The 14,916-nt window shown below is 66.9% G+C and carries 15 protein-coding genes and 1 tRNA gene; 4 read left to right on the forward strand and 12 right to left on the reverse strand.

The features are described from left to right. Positions 1-26: 26 nt before the first annotated feature. Positions 27-1,268, forward strand: a complete 1,242-nt coding sequence (locus FJ471_RS17370) for a D-amino acid dehydrogenase (RefSeq protein ID WP_140805116.1) — start codon at positions 27-29, stop codon at positions 1,266-1,268. 41 nt (positions 1,269-1,309) lie between these two features. Further along, complete coding sequence (locus FJ471_RS17375) at positions 1,310-2,116, forward strand: aspartate/glutamate racemase family protein (protein WP_140805118.1); 807 nt, start codon at positions 1,310-1,312, stop codon at positions 2,114-2,116. 4 nt (positions 2,117-2,120) lie between these two features. On the opposite strand, the gene FJ471_RS17380 is transcribed toward FJ471_RS17375, so the two are convergent. Next, positions 2,121-2,705, reverse strand: coding sequence for a TetR/AcrR family transcriptional regulator (locus FJ471_RS17380; RefSeq protein WP_140805120.1), 585 nt, complete (start codon positions 2,703-2,705; stop codon positions 2,121-2,123). 57 nt (positions 2,706-2,762) lie between these two features. Between FJ471_RS17380 and FJ471_RS17385 the strand changes: the two genes are divergently transcribed. Both FJ471_RS17385 and FJ471_RS17390 read left to right on the forward strand, forming a co-directional pair. Further along, on the forward strand, positions 2,763-3,455 hold the full coding sequence (locus FJ471_RS17385; RefSeq protein WP_140805171.1) for a DUF4336 domain-containing protein: 693 nt from the start codon (positions 2,763-2,765) through the stop codon (positions 3,453-3,455). A gap of 374 nt (positions 3,456-3,829) precedes the next feature. Next, a complete protein-coding gene (locus FJ471_RS17390; RefSeq protein WP_181179496.1) occupies positions 3,830-4,003 on the forward strand; it encodes a hypothetical protein in 174 nt (57 codons plus the stop codon). Between the two features lie 9 nt (positions 4,004-4,012). On the opposite strand, the gene FJ471_RS17395 is transcribed toward FJ471_RS17390, so the two are convergent. The 11 genes from FJ471_RS17395 to FJ471_RS17445 all read right to left on the reverse strand — a co-directional run bounded on the left by FJ471_RS17395 (position 4,013) and on the right by FJ471_RS17445 (position 14,902). Next, the gene (locus FJ471_RS17395; RefSeq protein ID WP_140681002.1) at positions 4,013-4,318 is read right to left on the reverse strand and encodes a UBP-type zinc finger domain-containing protein; all 306 of its coding nucleotides are present in this window, start codon (positions 4,316-4,318) and stop codon (positions 4,013-4,015) included. Next, complete coding sequence (locus FJ471_RS17400) at positions 4,318-5,991, reverse strand: cyclic nucleotide-binding domain-containing thioredoxin-disulfide reductase (RefSeq protein ID WP_140805122.1); 1,674 nt, start codon at positions 5,989-5,991, stop codon at positions 4,318-4,320. The genes FJ471_RS17395 and FJ471_RS17400 overlap by 1 nt, the downstream gene beginning before the upstream one ends. A 146-nt stretch (positions 5,992-6,137) precedes the next feature. After that, positions 6,138-6,222, reverse strand: a tRNA-Leu gene (locus FJ471_RS17405). 80 nt (positions 6,223-6,302) lie between these two features. Further along, positions 6,303-6,923 carry a 2,3-bisphosphoglycerate-dependent phosphoglycerate mutase gene (locus tag FJ471_RS17410; RefSeq protein WP_140805124.1) on the reverse strand — a complete coding sequence of 207 codons (621 nt, stop codon included), beginning with the start codon at positions 6,921-6,923 and terminating at the stop codon, positions 6,303-6,305. 77 nt (positions 6,924-7,000) lie between these two features. Then, complete coding sequence (dapB, locus tag FJ471_RS17415; protein ID WP_140805126.1) at positions 7,001-7,822, reverse strand: 4-hydroxy-tetrahydrodipicolinate reductase; 822 nt, start codon at positions 7,820-7,822, stop codon at positions 7,001-7,003. After that, positions 7,819-9,690: an ABC transporter ATP-binding protein gene (locus FJ471_RS17420; RefSeq protein ID WP_140805128.1), complete on the reverse strand. Its 1,872-nt coding sequence runs from the start codon at positions 9,688-9,690 to the stop codon at positions 7,819-7,821. Before FJ471_RS17420 ends, dapB begins: the two co-directional genes overlap by 4 nt. Positions 9,691-9,822: 132 nt before the next feature. After that, on the reverse strand, positions 9,823-10,851 hold the full coding sequence (locus FJ471_RS17425; protein ID WP_181179502.1) for a glucokinase: 1,029 nt from the start codon (positions 10,849-10,851) through the stop codon (positions 9,823-9,825). A gap of 85 nt (positions 10,852-10,936) precedes the next feature. Further along, a complete protein-coding gene (gene mepA, locus FJ471_RS17430) occupies positions 10,937-12,019 on the reverse strand; it encodes a penicillin-insensitive murein endopeptidase (RefSeq protein WP_140805132.1) in 1,083 nt (360 codons plus the stop codon). Between the two features lie 145 nt (positions 12,020-12,164). Continuing rightward, the gene (locus FJ471_RS17435) at positions 12,165-13,067 is read right to left on the reverse strand and encodes an SDR family oxidoreductase (RefSeq protein ID WP_140805135.1); all 903 of its coding nucleotides are present in this window, start codon (positions 13,065-13,067) and stop codon (positions 12,165-12,167) included. A 13-nt stretch (positions 13,068-13,080) separates the two neighbouring features. Then, positions 13,081-14,229 carry a tRNA epoxyqueuosine(34) reductase QueG gene (gene queG, locus FJ471_RS17440; RefSeq protein WP_140805137.1) on the reverse strand — a complete coding sequence of 383 codons (1,149 nt, stop codon included), beginning with the start codon at positions 14,227-14,229 and terminating at the stop codon, positions 13,081-13,083. Then, positions 14,210-14,902, reverse strand: coding sequence for a glutathione S-transferase family protein (locus FJ471_RS17445; RefSeq protein WP_140805139.1), 693 nt, complete (start codon positions 14,900-14,902; stop codon positions 14,210-14,212). The genes queG and FJ471_RS17445 overlap by 20 nt, the downstream gene beginning before the upstream one ends. Positions 14,903-14,916 lie beyond the last annotated feature (14 nt).

Genomic DNA, 14,916 nt, shown 5'->3' on the forward strand with positions numbered 1-14,916 from the left:
CTCACTTTGCGATCTCTGGAGGCGCCATGCGCGTGATCGTGTTGGGTGGCGGCGTTGTCGGCGTCACCACGGCTTACCAGCTGCAGAAGGACGGGCACGAGGTCGTCATCCTCGAGCGCCGGCCCCAGGTCGCGGCCGAAACCAGCTGGGGCAATGCCGGCATGATCGCGCCGGGGCATTCCTTCGTCTGGTCGTCGCCCAGGGCGCCGATGATCCTGTTGAAATCGCTGGTGCTGAAGGACCAGGCGCTGCGCTTCAAGCTTTCGGCCGATCCCCGGCTCTACAGCTGGTCGTGGCTCTTCCTGATGGAATGCACGGCGCAGAAGGCCAGGCGCAACACGCTGCTCAAGCATCGCCTCGCCGCCTATTCGCAATCCGTCCTGCAAGAGGTCGTCGCAGACGAGGCGATCGAATACGACCGCAACGATCGCGGCATCCTCTATTTCTATCGCAGCCAGCAGGCGCTCGACAAAGGCGTCGATCATATGCGGCTGCTCGAATCCGACGGCCAGCTGATCAAGGTGCTCGACCGCGACGCCATCGTCGCACTCGACCCGTCGCTGGCCTCGGCGAAGGAAAAGATCGCCGGCGGCATCCATTGCCCGACCGACGAGACCGGCGACCCGGCGAAATTCACCCGGGCGCTTGCCGCCAAGGTGGTCGAGCGCGGCGGCGAGATCCGCACCGGCACCACCATCACCGGCATCGAGACTTCCAGAGACGGCGTCGCGCAGGTGATGACGGACAAGGGCGCGGTCAAGGGCGACGCCTATGTGCTGGCGCTCGGCTCCTACAGTCCGCTCATCGCCAAGACGGTCGGCATCAGCCTGCCGATCTATCCGATCAAGGGCTATTCCTTGACCATTCCTGTCGGCAACCGCCCGGCGCCGCCGACCATCGCCGCGATCGACGAGCACAATCTGGTCGCCATCTCGCGCTTCGGCGACCGGCTGCGCGTCACCGCCACCGCCGAGTTCGCCGGCTACGACACCAGCCACAAGCCGGCCGACTTCGCCTTCATGAAAGGCGTGACCGAGGAGCTTTATCCCGAAGGCGCCGATTACGACCGCGCCGAGATGTGGGCGGGTCTCAGGCCGATGACGCCGAACAACCTGCCCGAGTTCGGCCAGCGGCGTTTGCGCAATCTCTACCTCAACACCGGGCACGGCCATATCGGCTGGACCATGTCGCACGGCTCGGCCCGCATCACCGCCGATCTCATTGCCGGCCGCAAGCCGGCCATATCGATGGACGGTCTTTTGAACTGAGAGCAGGATCCCGGACGGGGTCGACCAGGAAAGGGAATGCCATGTCTGTCAGCGCGGCTGCCACCCGCCCTCAATCCTCGGGACCGGTCGATCTGGGCATATTGCCATCGGAGATCGACGGCGGCCTCGCCTCGCGCGCGGCGATCGGCCTTGCGATCCTCGCCACCGACCAGACGCTGGAGCATGAGTTCCGCGCGCTGGTCCGCATTCCCGGCGTCGCCTTCTACGAGGCGCGCCTGTTCAACGACAACGACATCACGCCGGAGACGCTGAGGGCCATGGGCCCGCGCATCGCGCCCACCGTGGATCTCATCCTGCCCAGCATCCCGCTCGACGTCGTCGGCTTCGGCTGCACCTCGGCGACCATGACGCTTGGCGAGGAAGCCGTCTTCGCCGAGATCAGGAAGGCGCGGCCCGGCGTCGCCTGCACCACGCCGGTCACTGGCGCCTTGGCCGCCTTCAAGGCGCTCGGCGCCAAAGGCATCGGCCTGCTCACACCCTATGCGCCCGAGATCAACCAGGGCCTGGTCCGCTACTTCAGTGGCCGCGGCCTCGATATCGCCGCCGTCGCCACCTTCGACCGGCGCGACGACCGCGAGGCGGCGCGCATATCGCTTGCCTCGATCGAGGCGGCGGCCGAGCGCATGGCGCAAGTGCCCGGCGTCGAAGCGATCTTCATCTCCTGCACCAGCCTGCGCGTCGCCGAGGCGGTGGCGGAGCTGGAGCGGCGCATCGGCATTCCCGTCACCTCCTCCAACCACGCCATGGCCTGGCACTGCCTGCGGCTTGCCGGCATCGACGACGTCGTGCCGGCCGGCGGCCGGTTGTTTGCCTTGCCGGCAAGCTGATCGGCTACTCGGCCCGCCGAGCGCCGATCCCTTCGGCCACGACCCGGACGAGCCGGCGGATATCGTCCGCGCCGAACGGGAAGCCGGCGAGCGCCGACAGCATCGCCTGGCCATAGATGCCGAGCAGCACCAGCGCCATGAAGTTCGGGTCCTCGTCGGCGCGTATCTTCCCCTGGCTTTGCCCGAGCACCAGTATGTCGCGCACCAGCCGCTGGAACGACGGCCGTCCAGGCGGCGGCTCGAGCGACGGGCGCTCCGCCGGCGCCAGCGCCAGCCTGGCCAGCGACGGGTTGGCCAGGCACCAGCCGGCGCTGTCGTTCAGCACATTCTCGAGCTGGGCGAAGACGTCCTCATTGGCGGCGATGCGGGCGCGGTAGGCCGGATCCGACTCGGCCTCCACCTGCGCAATCAGCTGCAGCGCGATTTCCTCCTTGGCGCTGAACAAATTGTAGACGGTCTTGCGCGTCAGCCCGGCGCGTCGCGCGATTTCTTCCATGCCGGTGTTGTCGAAACCGTGCTCGCGAAAAGCGGCGTCGGCGGCATCGAGGATCAAGGCCCGGGACCGGTCGGTGCGCTTCGGTGTTGTCATTTTTATACGCTAGTGTAAATTTACACGTGTGTAAAACAAGGCTGGCGTTTGTTCACCATGATCCTGCAGCAGTTCGGTCCCGGGATCTGGCTCGCCGATGGACCGGTCGTCACCGCCGCAGCCGGCTTCCACTACCCGACGCACATGGCCGTCATCCGCCTGGTCGGCGGCGGCCTGTTCGTCTGGTCGCCGGTCGCACTGAGCAAGGATCTGCGTGCGGAGTTGGCCGCGCTCGGCGAAGTGCGCTTTCTCATCCCGCCTAATTCGCTGCATCACGTCTTCCTTGCCGACTGGCAGAGCGCCTATCCTCAAGCAAAAATCTATGCCCCGCCGGGCCTGCGCGAAAAGCGCCCGGATATCCGTTTCGACGGCGACCTCGGCGATGCCCCGATCGCGGAATGGAGGGACGACCTCGACCAGGTGGTGATACGCGGCAACCGGATCACCACGGAGGTGGTGTTCTTCCACCATCCGAGCCGCACCGCGCTGTTCACCGACCTCATCCAGCAATTCCGCCCCGGCTGGTTCAAGGGCTGGCGCGCCATTGTCGCGCGGCTCGATTTGATGATGGCGCCCGAACCGTCGGTGCCGCGCAAATTCCGCCTCGCCTTCACCGACAGGCAGGCCGCCCGCGCGGCCATCGAACGCGCTCTCTCATGGCCGGCCGAGAATGTGGTGATGGCGCATGGCGAGCCGGTCACCAAGGACGGCCGCGAATTCCTACGGCGTGCGTTCGCCTGGTTATCGTGACTTGGAACGGGCAGCCTCGCCCGTCGTAGGAGTTCGAGGGTCGGCGTATCATGTGGCCAACCGCATGGGGCGCTCCCCTCTCCGTCTCGGCTTCGCCGATCCACCTCTCCCCGCCTCTGGCGGGGCGAGGAACCTAGGCTTGCGGAGGCCGTGACCTCGGCGGTTAGCATTTCCTCACCCCCACAAAGTGGGGGAGAGGTGGATCGGCGCGCAGCGCCGAGACGGAGCGGGGGCCAGCGCTGCCATAAGCGATCGGCCCCGGGCAGCGAGGGACGACATTTTGCTTTCCTATGGCCCGTTAACCGAATCGGAAGGAGATGTTTAACGCTTCGTCTCTATGTCCCCTCGCCGGGAGGCATCACAGAGCGAGCATGATGAACGACGAAAAGCGAAACGAATGGCGTGCCATCTTCTACGTGCAGGCGCGCGTCGCCATCCTGTTCGTGCCGGTTGTGCTCAGCCTCCTCCTCATCGGCATCTTCGCCGGCAATGAGCGCAAATCCGTGCCCGATGCCGTCGACCCGACGGTGACGGGTTCGGTGCGTTAAAGCGTACCCTCAAACAAACTTCGGGATCGGCCCATTCTGCGGCGTCGTATCGCCCTCGAGGTCGACAAAAACCTCGTCGACGAAGCACCAGCCCCAGCCTTCCGGCGGGTCGTAGCCCTCGATGATCGGATGCTGCGTGGCATGGAAATGCTTTGTCGCGTGGCGGTTGGGCGAGTCGTCGCAGCAGCCGACATGGCCGCAGGTGCGGCAGAGCCTCAGATGCACCCACCACGAGCCGCTCTTCAGGCATTCCTCGCAGCCCAGCGCGCTCGGCGTGACCTTTTTGATGTCCTTGGTATGCCTGCATTCGTCCATCACGCTCTCCTCGCCGGTTCGCCATTTTGCGCCAGATAGGCATGCAAGGCCGCGACCACCTGCGCGCCTTCGCCGACGGCGGCCGCGACCCGCTTGATCGAGCCGCAGCGCACGTCGCCGATGGCGAACACGCCGCTTCGGCTGGTCTCCATCGGCCCGTGCCCCGGCGTCGTGTCCGGGCCGGTGCGCACGAAACCCTTGGCGTCGAGCGCCACATTGCAATTCGCCAGCCAGTCGGTGTTCGGGTCGGCGCCGATGAACAGGAAGAGGTGGCGGATGGCGCGGCTCGTCTCCTCGCCGGTCGCCCGGTTGCGCCAGCGCAGCGTTTCCAGATTGCCTTCGCTGCCCTCCAGCGCCGCGACCTCGGTCTCCGCCAGCACCTCGATGTTCGGCTGCGCCGCGATGCGCTCGACGAGATAGCGCGACATGGTGGCGTCGAGGCTGTCGCGGCGCGCCAAGAGCGTCACCTTGCGCACCTGGCTCGCCAGATAGACGGCCGCCTGTCCGGCCGAATTGCCGGCGCCGACCAGCGCCACCTCCTGGTCCTGGCAAAGCCTGGCCTCGATCGGCGAGGCCCAGTAATGCACCGACGTTCCCTCGAACTGCGCCAGGTTGGCGATATCGAGCCGGCGGTAGCGCGCGCCGCTGGCGATCACCACGGAACGCGTGCGCACGCTCTCGCCGTCGCCGATGGCAAGCTGGTAGCGGGCGCCACCGTCGGCATCGTCCAGCAGCTTCGCCTCGTCGGGGATGACCATCTCGACGCCGAATTTCTGCGCCTGGTTATAGGCGCGCGCCATCAGCGCCATGCCGGTGATGCCGGTCGGGAAGCCGAGATAGTTTTCGATCCGGGCCGAGGCGCCGGCCTGTCCGCCGAAGGCGCGGCAGTCGAGCACGATGGTCGAAAGCCCTTCCGAGGCGGCATAGACCGCCGCGGCCAGCCCCGCCGGTCCGGCGCCGACGATCGCCACGTCGAACACCTTGTCGGCATCGATCGGCCGCAGCAGGCCGACGCAGCGGGCAAGCTCGGTCTCGCCCGGATTGTGCATCAGCTTGCCGTTGGGGCAGAGCACGATCGGCAGATGGTGTGGGTCGACATGGAACCGCTCGATCAGCGTCTTGGCGCAAGGGTCGGTGTCGGAATCGAGCGCCCGGTGCGGAAGCCCGCTGCGCCGTAAAAAACCTTGAAGCCGCAGCACGTCGCCATTGCCCGGAGGGCCGATGACGACCGGGCCGCTGGCGCCGCTTTCGAGCAGGCCGACGCGGCGCAGGATCAGCGCCCGCATGATGCGCTCGCCAAGATTGGCCTCCTGCACCATCAGGTCGCGCAGCCGCTGCGAGGGGATGACGATCGCCTCGACCGGTCCGTTCGCCTCTGCGTTGACCAGCGACGGCCGGTTCGACAGCTGCGCCAGCTCGCCGACGAAATTGCCGGCGCCGTAGGTGATGATCGGCTCGCGCGGCCCGAGCCCGCCGGCCTGGGTGATGTCGACCTTGCCCGACAGGATGAGGATCACGCCTGGCGAGACCGTGCCCGCCGTCACGATGTGCTCGCCGGCGGCATAGGCGCGTTCCTCGCCGAAGCGGCGCATGCGCTCGATATCCGCATCGGCAAGGACCGGGAACATCTGGTCGCGGCGGGCGGCGATGGTCGGGCTGACGGAAGGGGCCATGGCGCGACCGTAGCGTCATGGCCGCCGGGTTTGAAGCGCTTTGTTACGGGACTGGCCGGAAGGGCAGGTTGGCTCAAAAAGAAAGCCCGGACGAACCGGGCTTCTTCCTTGCGTTCTGGAACCGCGACGTGGTCCGAACGGGATTTTGGTGCCCAGAAGAGGACTCGAACCTCCACTCCTTGCGGAACACGGACCTGAACCGTGCGCGTCTACCAATTCCGCCATCTGGGCTGGTGGGCGCTCATGTAAGCGGGCAAACGATGTGTGTCAACGCGCTTTTTTCGTGAGCCGCCCCGGCTGGCCGAATGGCCTCACCCCTCCAGCACGTCCTTCGACGCCACGGTGGAATCGGCGTTGAGCTTGTAGACGATCGGCACGCCGGTGCCGAGCTCGAGCTTGACGATCTCCTCGCCCGACTTGCCGTCCAGCGCCATGATCAGCGCGCGCAGCGAATTGCCGTGCGCGGCGACCAGCACTGTCTCGCCGCGCAGCACATGCGGCTGCACGTCGTGCAGGTAATAGGGCCATACGCGCGCGCCGGTGTCCTTCAGGCTTTCGCCGCCGGGCGGCGCGATGTCGTAGGAACGGCGCCAGACATGTACCTGCTCCTCGCCCCATTTCTTGCGCGCGTCGTCCTTGTTGAGGCCGGAGAGGTCGCCATAGTCGCGCTCGTTGAGCGCTTGGTCGCGGATCGTCTTCAGGCCGCTCTGGCCGACGACGTCGAGGATGTGCTGGCAGGTCTTCTGCGCCCGCTTCAAGGCCGAGGTATAGGCGATGTCGAATTTCAGGCCCCGCGCCTTGAGCTTCTCGCCGGCCGCGAGCGCCTCGGCGGTGCCCTGGTCCGTCAGGTCGACGTCGCCCCAGCCGGTGAACAGGTTCCTCAGGTTCCATTCGCTCTGGCCGTGGCGCACGAGCACGAGAGTTCCCGACATGTCAGCTCCTTTGGGGTTTGGGCAATTCCAACGGTTTCGTCCGGAACTGCGTAAGAAGGAAATGCTTCAGGCTTGTGTCAGGAAAGTCCGAGCACATCCCGCATGGAATAGAGGCCCGGCTTCTTGCCACGGGCCCAAAGCGCGGCCTTGACCGCGCCGCGGGCGAAGATCGCCCGGTCCTCGGCATGGTGGGAAAGCGTGATGCGCTCGCCGGTGCCGGCAAGGATCACGCTGTGATCGCCGACGACGGAGCCGCCGCGCAAAGTCGCGAAGCCGATCGAGCCCGCTTTGCGCACGCCGGTATGGCCGTCGCGCACCTTGACGCTGTTGTCGGCAAGATCGATGCCGCGCCCCTTCGCCGCCGCCTCGCCGAGCAGCAGCGCCGTGCCGGACGGCGCGTCGACCTTGTGCCGGTGGTGCATTTCCAGGACCTCGATGTCGAAATCCTCCGGGTCGAGCGCCTTCGCCGCCTGCTCGACCAGCACTGCCAACAGGTTGACGCCGAGGCTCATATTGCCGGATTTGACGATCGTGGCATGCCGCGCGGCGGCGGCGATCCTGGCATTGTCGTCGGCCGAGCAGCCGGTGGTGCCGATGACATGGACGATGCGCGCCTGAGCGGCATAGCCGGCGAATTCGACGGTTGCCGCGGGCGCGGTGAAATCGAGCACGCCGTCAGCTTTGGCGAAGGCCGGCAGCGGATCGTCGACGATCGGCACGTTGATAATGCCGATGCCGGCAAGCTCGCCGGCATCCTTGCCGAGATGGGCCGAGTCCGGCCGCTCGATCGCGGCGGCGACGCGCGCGCCGGGCATGGTGTGGATGGCGCGGATCAGCGTCTGGCCCATGCGGCCGGCGGCGCCCACCACCACCAGGCCCATATCGCCGGATTCACTCATGCGCTTCTCCTGACGGTCTTCTTGGCGCGGCTGCGCGGTGCCGGAGCTTGGGCCGAAGTCTGGCTTGCCTTGACGTCGTCGACAAGCCCCAGCCCCTTCTTGCCCTGGATACGGTGGAAACGGGCATAGATGCTGTGCGGGTCGGCCATCAGCGTCGCATGCGTGCCTTCCTCGACCAGCCGCCCCTCTTCCAGCACGATGATGTGGTCGGCATTGACCACGGTCGACAGCCGGTGCGCGATCACGATCGTGGTGCGCCCTTCCATGACATGGGTCAGCGCTTCCTGCACGCGCGCCTCGGCCTCGTTGTCGAGCGCCGAGGTCGCCTCGTCGAGCAACAGGATCGGCGCCTGGCGCACGATCGCGCGCGCGATCGAAACGCGCTGGCGCTGGCCGCCCGAGAGCGTCGAGCCACCTTCGCCGACCGGCGTGTCGTAACCTTGCGGCTGCTGGCGGATGAACTCGTCGGCCGCCGCCTGCTTCGCCGCCTGCTCGATCTCGGCATCGGTGGCCGAGAGCCGGCCGTAGCGGATGTTGTCGCGGATCGTGCCTTCGAACAGATAGGGCGCCTGCGCCACATAGGCGATCGATTGGCGCAGCGAATGCTTGGTCACCTTGGCGATATCCTGGCCATCGACCTCGATCGAGCCCTCGTCGACGTCGTAGAAGCGCTGCAGCAGCGCCACCATCGTCGACTTGCCGGCGCCCGATGCGCCGACGACGGCCGTGACCTTGCCGGCCGCGGCGGTAAAGCTCAAATCCCTGAGCACCGGCGTGTCGGCGTTGTAGCCGAACGTCACATGGTTGAAGCGCACCTCGCCGGTGGTGACCTTCGCCTCGACCGCGTCGGGGGCGTCGCCCTGCTTCGGCTCGAGGTCGAGCAGCTCGTAGATCATGCGCGCGTTGACCAGGGCACGTTCCATGCCGACCTGCGTGCGCGCCAGGCGCCGCGCCGGGTCATAGGCCAGGATCAGCGCGGTGATGAAGGAGAACACCGCGCCCGGCGGCTGCCCGAGCACCAGCGCCCGGTAGCCGGAATAGGCGAGCACGGCGGTAATGGCGAGGCCGCCCAGGATTTCGGAAATCGGCGACAGCCGCTCCGCGACCCGGGCGATCTTGTTGTTACGCTGCTCGGCCGTCTCGGCCATGATGCCGATGCGGCGCGCCAGCTCGTCCTCCAGGGTGAAGGCCTTGACGATGGCGATGCCTTGGGTGGCCTCCTGCACGGAGCCGTTCAGCCGCGAGTTGATCAGCACGGATTCCCGGTTGATCTTGCGCAGGCGGCGGGTGATGTAGACGACGGCCCAGATCAACGGCGGCCCGATCAGCAGCGAGCTGAGCGACAGCACCGGATCCTGGTAGATCATCACGCCGACGAGGGCGACGAGCGAGACCGCGTCGCGGCTGATTGAGGTCAGCGTCAGCGACAGCAGGTCGCGGATGCCGCCGACATTCTCGTTGACCTGTGCCGCCAGCCGGCCGGAACGGGTCTCGTTGAAGAAGTTGACGCCGAGCTTCATCAGATGGTCGAAGCTGCGCTTCTGGTAGCGGGCGACCAGATTGTTGCCGATCGTCGCCAGCGCCACTGCCTGGCCATAGCCGGCGAAGCCGCGCAGCAGGGAGGCGCCCATGAAACCGGCGCAGATCCAGACGATCATGTCGCTGCGCCGTTCGTAGAAGATCTGGTTGATCATCGGCGCCATGATCCACGCCGTGAAGGCGGTGGTGCCGGAAACGATCAGCAGGCAGGCGACGGCGACGACATAGGTCCAGCGGTATTCCTTGCCGTTTTCGGACAGGATGCGGCGCAGCACCGCGCTGACCTCGGTGGGCTGGACTTTCAGTTTGAGGGAAGTTTGAACAGTCAAATCAGGGGCGCTTCGTGGTTTTCCGCGTGTCGGATGGGCCGCATTCCGGCATCCTCTTAGCGCCCCGGCTACGGCTTGCCTATGGCGAAACTTCGTCGCGGCGGCCGATCGCCATCCCGAAACAGGTCGCGATCAGGCCCGCCAGTGCCGCCCCGCCGTCTGCACGCCGAACAGCGACGGCGTCCTGGCATAGGCGGCGAGCCCGAGCAGCGCCGCCAGCGGATGGGTGATGACATAGACCGGCATTTCGCGCATCAGCGCGCTGTGCGGCGCCTTGTCCTCGAAGGCGGCGCGGAAATTGCCGGCCTTCAGCGCCGGCACGATCTTTTGCGCGATGCCGCCGGTGAGGAAGACGCCGCCGCGCCCCATGAACACCAGCGCGAGGTCGCCCGCGGTGCGGCCGAGGCAGGTGACGAACAACTCCAGCGCCTCCTCGGCTACCGGATCGGATTTGGCGAGCGCCGCGCCGGTGACCTCGGCCGGGGTCGTGAAAGGCGTCGGCTTGCCGTCCGTCCTCGCCACGGCGCGATAGACGTTGACCAGCCCGCGTCCGCACAGGATCTGCTCGCCGGAGACGCGGCCTTCGAGCTTGTCGATATGCGGAAACACCTCGAAGTCGCGCGGCGTGCGCGGGCCGATATCCATATGCCCGCCCTCGCCCGGCACCGGTATCCAGTGGTCGAGCGCATAGATCAGCCCGGCGACGCCCAGCCCCGTTCCGGGGCCGAGCACGACGCGGCTCGCATTGGGTTCCGGCGTGCCGCCGCCGATCTTTTCCATATGCTCTTCGCCGAGCGCCACCACGGCCAGCGCCTGCGCCTCGAAATCGTTGAGCACCACGACCTCGCTCAGGCCCAGATTGGAAAACATCTGCCGGGGTTTCACCACCCAGGGGCAGTTGGTGAGCGGGATCTCGTCGCCGTCGACCGGCCCGGCGATCGCCAGCACCGCCGAGTTCGGCTGGATGGACGAACGGTCGAGCACTGCCGCCTGGATCGCCTCGTCGATGGTCTTGAAGTTGGCGGTCTGGACGATATGCGGCTCGGTCGCTTCCGAATTGGCGTCGAGCACGATCGAGAAGCGCGCATTGGTGCCGCCAATATCGCCGATCAGGACCGGAAACCGCAGCCCCGTCTCGTTCTCGACTGACATGCTCTTGATCGTCCTCGTTGCGGCGCCATTGCGCCGTTTCAATCGCCCATTTCAATCGATTGACTAGCGCATGACCCCCGAAAGGGGAAGCCCGCTAGTTCCCTGGCCGGGGGCGCGGCAGCGGAATGCCGATCTTGGGCGTCGGCGCGAAGGCACTTGCCGCCGACGGGATCGCGGCGTTGCCGCTGGAGATCGTCTCCGCCGGCTCGCTCGGCTCAGGTTCGGCCACGGCGACCGCGGCGGCGCCGCCGCCATGATAGGTCACCGCCTCCAGCGAGGGCGCGTCCGGCGCATCGACCACGCCCTGGCACTGCTTCGGCAGATTGGCCATCGTCATCACGTCGCGCGCCTTGGGCGCGTCCGGATTCTTGTTCGGCCGCCACGGCTCCTCGGTGAACCACCAGGCCAGCGGCTTGCCGCAGCCATCGTCGTCCGGCGTCGTCTCCTGGCCCTTGCAGAAAGGCGAGCCCGGCTGGCAGCCGATGCGCATGTGGAAATGATAGTCATGGCCCCAGAACGGCCGGACTTTGCGCAGCCAGGAACGGTCGCCGGTGACGGTGTCGCAGAGCTTCTTCTTGATGCCGGGATTGACCAGGATGCGCTCGACCTCCGGATAGCTTGCCGCACGCTTGAGCAGCCTGGTGTGCTGCGGCGTCCACAGCGCGTCCTTCACCAGATGCGTCTTTTCGTCGACCATCAGCGTCGCGCTCATCGATTCGCGCTGCGCCATGCTCAGCGGCCGCTTCGGCATCGGCGTCAGCCAGATGTCGGCATCGAGCCCGATCTGGTGCGAGGCATGGCCGGTCATCATCGGTCCGCCGCGCGGCTGCGAGACGTCGCCGACCAGAAGCCCCGGCCAGCCATCCGCCTGGGCGTCGCGCGACAGCTTTTCGATCAGCGCGATCATCGCGGGATGGCCCCAACGGCGGTTGCGCGACGGGCGCATCACTTCCCAGGTCGGACCGTCCATCGGCAGCGCCACGCCGCCGGTGAAGCAGCCCTTCGAATAGAAGCCGAAGGATTGCGCGGGCGCCACGGCGGGCAGCTTGCGGGCGCCGAACAGCTCCTTGGCGCGGGGTTCGGCCGAAATGGCCGCAGCCGCCAGCGCGGCGAGCGTCAGCAGCGTCAGCGCCGCGGTCAGGAACGGTTTGCGGTCAGGCAGCGATCGCAGATTCATCAGGCTGGGTCCCTCTCCAGTCTATCCGTTTGCCGCGCGGTCAGGCGGGCCCGATCAGGAACGAATCATACCACGCCGCGCATCCCGCATCGATCAAAGCAGTGGAAGACGATTTCGTCCGAAAACCGCTTCACACTTTCCGGCATCATCTTCTCATCGGGCTGCGCGGCGCTCCGTCCCGCCAGTTGCCCTCGGCCCACATCCGCTCCAGCGCCACCCGGTAGTTGGGGAACCGGAAGCGGTAGCCGGCCGCCTTGATCGCCTGATTCGCGACACGCTTGTTCTCGCCATAGAAAGACCGCGCCATGGGCGAAAGTTGGGCGGTCTCGAAGGGAATTTCGGGGGGCGGTGCGACACTCATCAACCCGGCGGCGTAAGCCACGACGTCTTGCGGCGGCGCCGGCTCGTCGTCGGTGACGTTGAAGGTGCCGCCGAGGTTGTTGTCGGCGAGATGCCAAAGCGTGCCGGCGATGTCGTCGCAATGGATGCGGTTGAACACCTGGCCCGGCTTGACCAGCCGCCTTGCGGTTCCGTCATCGAGATTGGCCAGCGCGTTGCGGCCGGGCCCGTAAATGCCCGACAGACGCAGGACCGCCACCGGCTTTCCGGTCTCCCGGCCAAGCGTCAGCCATTCCCGTTCGGCCGCCACCCGCATCACCGAGCGCTTCGACACTGGGCGGCAGTCGCTGGTCTCGTCCACCCAGGCGCCGCCATGGTCGCCATAGACGCCGACGGTCGACAGATAGCCGATCCATTCGAGTGCCGGCATCTTTTCCCGAAGCGCGTCGCCCGCGGCGTTGAGCACCGGGTCGCCGGCGTCGTCGGGAGCGACCGAGACGATGAGATGCGTGGTCTTTGCCAGCGCATCGCCGAGCTCGGGCGATAGCGCGCCGTCGAATTGCAGCGGCTCGATGCCGGCCGATCGCAGCGCGTCGAACTTTTCCGGCGCCCGGGTCGTGCCGGAGATCGGCGCATGTTGGGCGTTGGCCCGCGCGAAAGCCTTGGCCGAATAGCCGGCGCCGAAGATGAAGAAGCGTCTTTCGCTCATCGTTGAACCCCCATCAATCGGCCTTCGCCGGGTTTGCCGCCGCCAGCCATTCCTCGCGGACTATCGCATCGGTCTCGGTCTTCGAGGCCGTGGCGGCAAGATCGCCAAATTCGCGATCCGGGAGCAGTCGCGACAGGGCCCAGATTGCCGCACCCCGCACCAGCGGCGCGGCGTCGCCGAGCAGGCGGCGCGCGATCGGCGCCAGCGACGCGTCGCCCGAATTGCCGGCGGCGATCAGCACATTGCGGATGAAACGGTCGCGGCCGATGCGCTTGACCGGCGAGCCCGAGAAGAAAGCGCGAAACGCCGCATCGTCGAGGGCGAGCAACTCCGAAAGCTTCGGCTCGCGCAGGTCGGCGCGCGCGGCAAGCTTCGCCTCCGAGGCGGCGCTGGCGAACTTGTTCCACGGACAGGCGGCCAGGCAATCGTCGCAGCCATAGATGCGGTTGCCGATCTTGTCGCGGAACTCGCGCGGGATCGGCCCCTTGTTCTCGATGGTGAGATAGGAAATGCACCGCCGCGCGTCGAGCCGGTAGGGCGCGGGGAAAGCGTCGGTCGGGCAGGCGTCGAGGCAGGCACGGCAAGAGCCGCAATGGTCGATCTCGGCCTTGTCCGGCTCAAGCTCCGCCGTGGTGAAGATCGTGCCGAGGAACAGCCACGAGCCATGCGCGCGGCTGACCAGGTTGGTGTGCTTGCCCTGCCAGCCGAGCCCCGCCGCTTCCGCCAGCGGCTTCTCCATCACGGGCGCGGTATCGACGAACACTTTCACGTCGCCGCCCGCCTTCGCCACGATCTTGCCGGCGATCTCCTTCAGCCGGCCCTTCATCACGTCGTGATAGTCGCGGTTTTGCGCATAGACCGAGATCGCGCCGCGGTCGGGCTTTGCGAGGACATCGCGCGGATCGCGGTCCGGACCGTAATTCATGGCCAACACGACGACCGAACGCACCTCCGGCCACAGCGTCGATGGCTCGGCCCGGCGCTCGAGCGTCTCGGCGATCCACGCCATCGAGCCGTGAAAACCGTCGGCGACGAATTCGGCGAGCCTTGCCGGCGCCAGCGGGATCGCGTCCGGCCGGGTCACGGCGACCGCCTCGAAGCCGGCGCGGCGCGCCTCCGCGTCGATCAGCGCGCGTAAGGTTTCAGAAGTCGAGGTCCGCATAATGCGATACCGGCGACAGGCCGCGCACCCGGTCGGAAAGCAGCGGCCGGAACGACGGCCGCGATTTCACCCGCGTGTACCATTCGCGCGCGGCGGCATGCTCGCGCCAGTCGATTTCGCCCAGATAGTCGAGCACCGAAAGCGTCGCCGCCGCGGCGAGGTCGGCATAGGTCACCTTGTTGCCGGCCAGCCAATGCCGGGTGCCGGCGAGCCAGTTGGTATATTTCATGTGCTGGCGGATGTTGGCGCGCGCGGCGCGGATCGCCGCCGAATCCGGCGAGCCGCCGCCGGCCGTCTCCGGCATCACCGGCTTGAGCACGCGCTCGCGCACCAGATGCCGGGTGACCTCGCTTTCGGCCTTGCTCAGATACCAGTCGGTCAGCCGACGGATTTCGGCGCGCTGCATCGGGTCCTCGGCGAACAGCCGCTTGTCGCGCTTGAGCACCCCGCGCGTCTCGTCGAGATATTCGGCGATCACCATGGCGCCGACGATCGGCACGTCGCCCTCGGCGAGCAGAATCGGCAGCGTGCCGGCCGGGTTCAGCGCCAGGAACTCCTTGCGCCGCGTCCACGGCTTTTCCTCGATCAGCGCCAGCTCCTCGCCATACTCGCCGAAGGCGAGGCGGACGAACCGGCAGGTGGCGAACATGGGATGATGGAAAAGCGTCAGCATGGTTCCGCGATGAT

Source organism: Mesorhizobium sp. B2-7-1, assembly GCF_006440735.1.
In the GTDB taxonomy this organism is placed as follows: Bacteria; Pseudomonadota; Alphaproteobacteria; order Rhizobiales; family Rhizobiaceae; genus Mesorhizobium.